General features: G+C 40.4%; 6 protein-coding genes. 3 read left to right on the forward strand and 3 right to left on the reverse strand.

Annotated features, from left to right (window positions below; translation table 11 throughout):
* Positions 1 to 17 precede the first annotated feature (17 nt).
* Complete coding sequence (gene thyX, locus ACM03V_RS14580) at positions 18 to 740, reverse strand: FAD-dependent thymidylate synthase (RefSeq protein ID WP_414621509.1); 723 nt, start codon at positions 738 to 740, stop codon at positions 18 to 20.
* 137 nt (positions 741 to 877) lie between these two features.
* Between thyX and ACM03V_RS14585 the strand changes: the two genes are divergently transcribed.
* Positions 878 to 1459 carry a thioredoxin family protein gene (locus ACM03V_RS14585; protein WP_414621510.1) on the forward strand — a complete coding sequence of 194 codons (582 nt, stop codon included), beginning with the start codon at positions 878 to 880 and terminating at the stop codon, positions 1457 to 1459.
* A gap of 164 nt (positions 1460 to 1623) precedes the next feature.
* Here the strand turns inward: ACM03V_RS14585 and ACM03V_RS14590 are convergent, their stop codons facing one another.
* Positions 1624 to 2142, reverse strand: a complete 519-nt coding sequence (locus ACM03V_RS14590; RefSeq protein ID WP_414621511.1) for a hypothetical protein — start codon at positions 2140 to 2142, stop codon at positions 1624 to 1626.
* 151 nt (positions 2143 to 2293) lie between these two features.
* On the opposite strand from ACM03V_RS14590, the gene aroA reads away from it, so the two are divergent.
* Positions 2294 to 3640, forward strand: coding sequence for a 3-phosphoshikimate 1-carboxyvinyltransferase (aroA, locus tag ACM03V_RS14595; protein ID WP_414621512.1), 1347 nt, complete (start codon positions 2294 to 2296; stop codon positions 3638 to 3640).
* A gap of 129 nt (positions 3641 to 3769) precedes the next feature.
* Here aroA and ACM03V_RS14600 read toward each other — a convergent pair whose 3' ends face one another.
* A complete protein-coding gene (locus tag ACM03V_RS14600; RefSeq protein ID WP_414621513.1) occupies positions 3770 to 5506 on the reverse strand; it encodes a hypothetical protein in 1737 nt (578 codons plus the stop codon).
* A gap of 305 nt (positions 5507 to 5811) precedes the next feature.
* Here ACM03V_RS14600 and ACM03V_RS14605 point away from each other — a divergent pair, with 305 nt between their 5' ends.
* A complete protein-coding gene (locus ACM03V_RS14605) occupies positions 5812 to 8349 on the forward strand; it encodes an ATP-dependent helicase (RefSeq protein WP_414621514.1) in 2538 nt (845 codons plus the stop codon).
* Positions 8350 to 8522: the final 173 nt, after the last annotated feature.

An 8522-nucleotide genomic window follows, 5' to 3' on the forward strand; every position in this document is an offset into this window, starting at 1 on the left:
TGTTAACTGATAACTGATTATGGTGCCAATCTTGCTTTACCTAAACGGTGAGATTTGTACCATTCTGCTATTGCTGGAACCCAATCTTCAAAGTGAATTATCATTAGTTCGCATAGCTTTTGAATTTCTAGTTGAGCGTCTTTTTTATTTCTCATATCTAAGAAATGCATTAAAGACCTTAAGTTTAAGCTAACTATAAAATGCTGCCGATAGTCAAATGGCATTTTTCCTCTAATGTGTTCTTCAGAAATGCCATTATCAAAATCGATTTTGTAACGTTTAACAGCTTCCATGCACCAGTCTAAATCGGCTTGTCTTTGTTCTGGTGAATAGTAATATTTTTTGCCTTGCCGATTAGTGTAATAGTCTACAGGGCGTAAGTAAAAAACATCTTCTATATCTTTTTCACCTTCTGCTACTTTGATAAATTGTTCTGAAGTATATCTAAAGGATTGAACATCAAAAGATACGCTAATACGATGAGTACGCGCTTGTTGCATAACGCTGTGGGGAAAATAACCGCAGTTAAACACGATTTGAGGATGTTCTAAGGGACCGTAATGACCTCTTTCTCCTGCTAAAAGCCGTTTTACTATAATTTCACCACATTGGGATTCTGAAGGGAATTGATCGCGATCGTCATACACGAATCTATCGGTATAGTCTTGATGCATGGCAGCATAAATTACTTGCTGCGGATTTGGTGTTTTTGTAATAACTTCTACTCGAAATCGATTCATATTTTAAATTGGGCATTGGGCATGGGGAATAGTTAGGAGTTAGGAGTTAGGAGTTGTAAATTATTTTTTGTCTTTTATATCTATCCTTTAAAATAGCTGAAAAAGACTGTTTTTTGAACCAAGGTGTGAGAAAAGTTATGGCTTTAACTGCTTCAACTATGTTGTCTTTGGGAACGAAGGCTCCGGATTTTCAACTACCTGATGTGGTATCTGGGGAAACTATTTCTCTTTCTACGTTTACGGATAAAAAAGCTTTATTGGTGATGTTTATTTGTCGTCACTGTCCGTTTGTGAAGCACGTACAGGAAGAATTAGCGAAGTTAGGAAAGGATTATTTACAAAGCGATTTAGGAATTGTTGCGATTAGTGCAAATGATGTTAAAAATTATCCCGATGATGCACCAGATTTATTAAAAACAATGGCGACGGAATTAGATTTCAATTTTCCTTTGTGTTATGACGAAACTCAGGAAACAGCAAAGATTTATACTGCTGCCTGTACTCCAGATTTTTTCTTGTTTGATGATGAGCAAAAGCTTTTCTATCGCGGACAATTAGATGATAGTCGTCCGAGTAATGGTAAACCCGTAACCGGAACAGATTTACGCGGTGCTATTGATACCGTATTGGCAGGTAAATCGTTAACTGAGGAACAAAAGCCGAGTATTGGTTGCAATATTAAATGGAAGCCGGGAAACGAGCCGGATTATTTTGGGTGAAAGTTAGGAGTTAGGAGTTAGGAGTTGTTTCTTATTTAGGACTTACGCAGTAATAACGTAAAGTATAGTGTTTCAGACATTTTAGATCCCCCCAACCCCCCTTAAAAAGTGGGGCTTACGTAAGTCCGATTATTAACTAACAACTAACAACTAACAACTAACAACTAATTCTGAATTTCTAAGTTGAGGATGTAATTTCCTAGCTGAACTTTACCTGCCCACAATTCGTATTCTACTCGTAGGTGTTCGGGTAAAGGGTTTCCGCTTAAAGTTAGATTGCGAGTAAAGTTTCTCAAGCGGATTGGCTGGTTGTTTTGCAAGGATTCATTAGGCAGCCAATAACGACTCATCCCGTAAACTCCTTCTTCCCAAAAGTGCCGGTAACTTAAATGTGGATTGCCTTGCATTGTCATGATGACTCTGTAAGGGGAGATTTCTAACCACAAAATTCTGGGGCTACTTAAAACGCGAGGGTTGGTTTGTGCTGATGGTGTAAAAAAGGCGTTTTGCGAATTTTGGGATTTCGCTTCTTGCTCGGTTTTAATCGGGGGTGCATTCAATAATAGGTGGAAGCGCTGGCTATCTTTTTGATATAAAGTAGCGGCAGTTTCTACAACGGATCGGACTGGTAAATCCGTAGAAATTAAGGATAAACAAACGGGTTTGCGTTGATGAGTCAGCATGAGAGGGATGGGATAACAAGAAGAAGGATAAATAAGTTTAATATTGGAGTTAGGTGTCGGATTTAACGTTAGGATAAAGGGCGAAGAAGTTTATACGTAAAGCTTTTGCTTGGGTATAATTTCCCATACAGTCACACGCCAGTTTATCCTAATGTCCGCTTCTGTCATAACCATAGAAACTAAACAAAACCGGAACCACAAGTTAGTTGTTCGACGACCAAAGTCGGGACTATCTTTAAATGGTAAAATTCGAGTCCCCGGCGATAAATCGATCTCACATCGAGCATTGATGCTTGGCGCACTTGCTGAAGGTGAAACTCGTATCGAAGGATTGCTTTTGGGAGAAGATCCCCGCAGTACAGCTAGCTGTTTCCAAGCGATGGGAGCAGAAGTAACGGAATTGAATACAGAATTGGTACGGGTTAAAGGTATTGGTTTGGGCAATTTGCTCGAACCAGTTGATATCTTAGATGCTGGCAATTCTGGCACCACATTGCGACTGATGTTAGGTATTTTGGCATCCCATGCGGGACGTTTTTATACAGTAACGGGGGATAGTTCCTTGCGTTCGCGTCCTATGTCTCGTGTGGTTAAACCTTTGGAACAAATGGGAGCGCAAATTTGGGGAAGAGATAATAATTCTAAAGCACCCTTGGCGGTTTGCGGACAAAATCTTAAACCTATTCACTACCATTCTCCCATAGCTTCGGCTCAAGTGAAATCTTGCGTTTTGCTGGCTGGTTTATCGGTGGAAGGTAAAACTACTGTTACCGAACCAGCGCTGTCTCGGGATCATAGCGAACGAATGTTACAAGCTTTTGGCGCAAAATTGGATATTGATACCCAAACTCACAGTGTTAGCGTTAACGGGCCGGTAAAATTATACGGACAAAGCGTAGTAGTACCGGGAGATATAAGTTCGGCAGCTTTTTGGTTGGTAGCTGGTGCAATTGTATCAGATTCAGAATTATTAATTGAAAATGTTGGCGTTAATCCAACTCGTACTGGCGTTTTAGAAGCTTTGGAAATGATGGGGGCTGATATTACGCGAGAAAACGAAAGGGAAGTTGCGGGGGAACCTGTAGCCGATTTAAGAGTACGTTCGAGTAAACTTAAGGGCTGTACCATCGAGGGAGATATCATCCCAAGATTGATTGACGAAATTCCTGTTTTAGCCGTGGCGGCAGTATTTGCCGAGGGTAAGACTGTAATTAAAGATGCCGCCGAATTGCGAGTTAAAGAGAGCGATCGCATTACTGTAATGGCAAATCAACTCAACTCGATGGGAGCCAGCATAAGCGAATTACCCGACGGTATGGAAATTACTGGTGGAACTCCGCTTACTGGTGCCGAACTAGACAGCTTTACCGACCATCGGATTGCAATGAGTTTGGCGATCGCCGCTTTGAATGCATCCGGTTCCACTACGATTAATCGTGCGGAAGCGGCATCGGTTTCTTATCCGGATTTCTTTGAAACTATCAAAAGGATTATTTAATTAAAATGGAATAATTCTTATCCAAGCTTTCCACAAGTTTAGATCCCCCCAACCCCCCTTCAAAAAGGGGGGCTTTGGGTTTAGATCCCCCAAGCTCCTTAGAAAAGGGGGGCTTTGCGTAAGTTCTAATTATTTTGTACACCGATAAAGTTGATAGGGAATACCAATTCTGTAATGCTGATTAGTATCGATGTTACAGGATAAGGATTGAGAAACTTTAATTTGAAGGGGATAATCGTGTCGTAATCTTCCAGGTGCAAATATCCATAAATTGAGTTGAGAAATATTTTGATTGGGTATTTGGGAAAGATTTTCAAACACGGCTTCCCAGCCAGAAGTTTGGGTTAAAAAAGCAAATTTAGAATATTTGTCAGCAGGAATGCCATCGCCTCGATCAAATGCCTGCTTTTCTCTTTCCAAAGCTAAAGCATAACTCAAACCTAAAGCCACATCTTGATAATTACTATATGCCATTACAGCCATTACGGGAACGGTGGGTTCTTGATAGATATTTTGCGCTACTTGTTGGGGTAGATATGGTTTTTGAAAAGCTAAGTTATATACAACGAAAATACAACCGATAAAACCAACGAGTAAAATTATCGGTAGTGATACGCGAGTTTTTATGGAATCTTGGACTTTAGTTAAACTAGCTGCAATTAAAGCGCTGAAGCTGGGATAATAAATAAAGTTGTAGCGGGGTGCAACTGTGATATCTTTTCCTAATATGTAGGAAATCGTAAATATTCCTAGTAATACAAAAGTTGTGAAGCTTAATAAAGCTAAAGTAGGTAAACAAGTTGTGGGTTGTCGTAATAACAACTTGATTCCTCTAAATACTTGCCATCCCAACCAACCCGTAAATAGCAAGATTAGTAAACTAGAAATGATTATTATTGCTAAAGGCTGTCCTTCTACGGGTAACATAACTACCATTACAACCCAATTCATCAAGGTTTGATATAAAGGTTCGATGTGTTGGGGTGTAGGTAGCCAACTGGTTTCGGAACGGTTTAAATGATTTTGCATTACCAATAGCCAGGGGATAATCGCGATCGCAATTGCACTGATGGATAAAATTAATGCGATAAAACAATTTCGTAAAGATGTTTTGCTGCTATGGAAACCTCTTTGAGCATCGGAGAGAGGCTTAAAATTTGACGAGCTAGATAAAGATATTAGGAGTAATAAGGTGGCAACCTGAGCTATTAAAGCAATAATGCAAAAATAGTGAATGTAAATAGCAATAATATTAATAATTGTCCATGTCAGCCAAAGCCAAACTTTAACTTGTTGACGTTGAAAAATATCTCGCTGAATTTGTATCAGCGTTAACAAAGATAAACTTATTGTCAGCATTGGTAAAGTGTAATGCCGCGCTTCCTGGGATAAATAAACAGCGAAAGGGGAAACAGCAACAAAAGCAGCACCCATTAATCCAGCTTTACGAGAAAAAGCTAATCTGTTAAGAAAATACACCGCCACAACCAACGCGACACCAAACCATACAGAAGGCGATCGCAATTTATTTACCCAGTCATCACCAAGGGGAGCAACCCATCCCAAAAGCTCATACATTCCGCAGAAAAATAGCGGTGGATGGGTAGATTCGGTAGCAATATTTTGAGCAATTTGAGAACAAGTTACTCCAGGTTGATAACTAAAAACATCCCGCAATTTTTCTAAAGGAAAGACAATATCTAAGGGTATAGAACTATAATTTTTACCTAAACTAAAGATGGCAGTGATAACTTCATCCATCCACAAAGGTTTTAGTTGCAAATTCCAAAAGCGCAAAATAATCGCCAGTGAAATAAAAAAAGTTAAACTCAAATAATGTAAATTTAGCTTTCGATTTGTCATCATTAAATTATTAGCTAATTGAGGAATGGGAGCAACTAAGAGGATGTTTTAGAAGCATTATGTTTTACCTACAGCATCTTGGAAACCTAACCCCCTACCCCCTTCCCTACGAGGGAATGGGGATTAAAAGCCTCTCTCCTTGTAGAGAGCAGCGCGTTGCGGAGGTTCCCTCCGTTGTAGCGACTGCGGAGAGAGAGGTTTGGAGAGAGGTTTTTAGTATTTTTCTTGACTTTTAAAACATCCTCTAAACTTCTTTCCAATCTCAATATTTATTGTGAATATAGAAAATCTACTGTATAAATTCTCATATGTCAGACGCTAATCTAACAAGTTCAGTGCCAGATAGTTTATTGTCATCGCGATTGCCGACGCTGCATACATCTTCGCGTACTGCCTCGATTGTCAATATCCGCAACTCTCTACGTATCGGGCAGCAACCAATGGCAGACTGGAAAGGTGGCCCCTTAGCAGTATCTGCGGTACCCGGAGCCGGTAAATCAACGGGAATGGCTGCTGCTGCTGCAATTGCCATAGCTCGCCAATACGAAAATAAAGACTCATTACGTCCGACAATTCGTCGTCAATTAGTAGTTGTCACCTTTACACGTTCCGCTGCTGCTAATATTAAAGCCAAAATCCGCCAATATTTAAGAGAAGGTTTATCTTTACCTCAAACGGGTTTTGTTGTTTATACTTTGCACGGTTTAGCGTTAAATATTGCCACCCGTCATCCCGAATTATCCGGTTTAGAGCTAGATTACGTCACGTTAATTACCCCAAATCAAAGCCACCGCTTCATCCGCACCGCCGTAGAAAAGTGGATTGCAAATAATCCTCGACTGTACGCTCTATTAATGGAAGGAATGCAGTTTGACGGAGAAGAAACCGAAAGATTGCGCCGTCAATCGGTTTTACGTACAGAAGTATTACCAGAATTAGCAACAGCGGTTATTCACGAAGCCAAAAGTTCGGGAATGACACCCGAAGATTTACATCAATTAAGCCAGCAAAGCATCGATGCATATGAAGTTTTGAAAATCGCCGCCGGATTATACGAACAATATCAAAACCTGATGAGGGATAAAGATTTCATCGACTACGACGACATGATATTAGCAGCATTGCGAGTATTAGAAAACGAAAACGCCAGAAAAATCGAACAAAAGCAAGTATTCGCCGTATTTGAAGACGAAGCCCAGGATTCTAGTCCGCTTCAGACTCGTTTGTTGGAAATATTAGCGAGTGGGGAAGTAGAGGGGGGAGAGGGGGAGAGGGGGAGAGGGGGAGATGGGGGGATGGGGAGATGGGGACAAGGGGACAAGGGGACAAGGAGATGGGGGGATGAGGATATAATCCAAAATCTAAAATCTAAAATCCAAAATCCGTTGCCCAATTCCCAAATTAATATAATTCGGGTTGGAGATCCAAATCAGGCGATTAATTCTACTTTTACGCCAGCAGATCCGATTTATTTTCGCCAGTTTTGCCAGGAATGCGATTCTCAAGCACGTTTGGCAACTATGGATCAAGCTGGAAGAAGCAGTAGAATTATTATTGAAACTGCAAATTTTGCTCTCGAATGGGTAAATAGTCTCTACCAAAGCAGACAAAATAATCACGCACAAAAACAATCTTCCCCCCATCCTCTTCCCCTCCCTTTTCGCTATCAAAGAATCCTTCCCGTGGATGCTAACGATCCACAACCGAATGCTAACCCCGCAGCAATAGGAAGAGGAGTAGAAATTTACACTCCGGAAGATATTCATAATACCGTTGAATTACTGTCAAAAAGAATTATCGAATTATTTCCAGAAGATAATGAAAATAATGGCAGTGCGGCAATATTAGTGAGAGAAAACCGTCAGGGAAACTGGTTAAGCCAAGAACTTAGACCAATTTGTAAAAAGCATAATATTTTACTTTACGACGTAGGGGAACAAGATAGACATTCTCACGTACCAGAAGAGATATTGGCAGTTTTGCAATTTTGCGATCGCCCTCATTCTCCAGATTTTCTCAAGGCTGCTTTAGGGGTTTTAGTTAAACGAAGATTAATCGAACCCCAAGATTTAAACGCTTTAGCTTCCTTACCCGAGGAATTTCTATATCCTTCTCCTTTAGCACCACTGCAAACCGAAGCCGTAAAAAAAGCCGGTGAATTTTGTCGCGATTTACTCAACGCTCGTTTAGAATTACCTCTTTACCAAATAATTTCTTTTATTGCTTTAAAACTGGATTACCAACAAGCCGAATTAGCCACAGCCGATAAACTTTCAGAAAGAATCAATCATCAAATTGCCGGTGAAATTTCAATGGGGGCAATGCTCAATGTACTTAATGAAATTGTCAGTTCCGAACGTTTTGAACCCGTGGACACCGAAGACTCAGAAGCGCGTTATACAAGACGAAATCAACTGACAATCATCACCATGCACAAAGCCAAAGGTTTAGATTGGGATTACGTATTTTTACCGTTTTTACATGAAAACTTAATACCGGGTAAATTTTGGGTTCCGCCACAAAGAAAATTCATGGGTGACTTTACCTTGTCGGAAGTAGCTCGCGCTCAAATCCGCGCTGCACTGCATGGTGAATCTAAATTACCCGACGTAACCGAAGCATGGGAACAAGCGAAACATTTGAAATTAGCTGAAGAATACCGTTTATTGTATGTTGCTATGACTAGAGCAAAACGTTTGTTGTGGATATCGGCAGCGAAGAAAGCGCCGTTTACCTGGAGTAAACCGGATAATTTGCAAGAGCAGCCAGCTTGCCCGGTTTTTAATGCTTTGAAGCGGGAGTTTACGGAATGTGTGGTGGGGGAGAGGGTAGTAGTTAGGAATTGATTAGTTTGTAGGTTGGGTTAGGTGCATTTTTAATCGTCATTTTCAACGCAGGAATTAGAAATTGCACCGTAACCCAACATTACGTTTGTGGGTAAATAAGATGTTGGGTTACGACACGAATTAAGATTCTCGTTACAAATCAAATTAATTTTCGTGTCTAACCCAACCTACGA

Origin of the sequence: Calothrix sp. CCY 0018 (assembly GCF_963920925.1) — a bacterium.
In the GTDB taxonomy this organism is placed as follows: Bacteria; Cyanobacteriota; Cyanobacteriia; order Cyanobacteriales; family Nostocaceae; genus Rivularia.

What these genes read in the sequence shown, in the direction of transcription:
- thyX (WP_414621509.1), bottom strand. Translation starts at nt 740, where the DNA reads ATGAATCGATTTCGAGTAGAAGTTATTACAAAAACACCAAATCCGCAG.
- ACM03V_RS14600 (WP_414621513.1), bottom strand. Translation starts at nt 5,506, where the DNA reads ATGATGACAAATCGAAAGCTAAATTTACATTATTTGAGTTTAACTTTT.
- ACM03V_RS14590 (WP_414621511.1), bottom strand. Translation starts at nt 2,142, where the DNA reads ATGCTGACTCATCAACGCAAACCCGTTTGTTTATCCTTAATTTCTACG.
- ACM03V_RS14605 (WP_414621514.1), top strand. Translation starts at nt 5,812, where the DNA reads ATGTCAGACGCTAATCTAACAAGTTCAGTGCCAGATAGTTTATTGTCA.
- ACM03V_RS14585 (WP_414621510.1), top strand. Translation starts at nt 878, where the DNA reads ATGGCTTTAACTGCTTCAACTATGTTGTCTTTGGGAACGAAGGCTCCG.
- aroA (WP_414621512.1), top strand. Translation starts at nt 2,294, where the DNA reads ATGTCCGCTTCTGTCATAACCATAGAAACTAAACAAAACCGGAACCAC.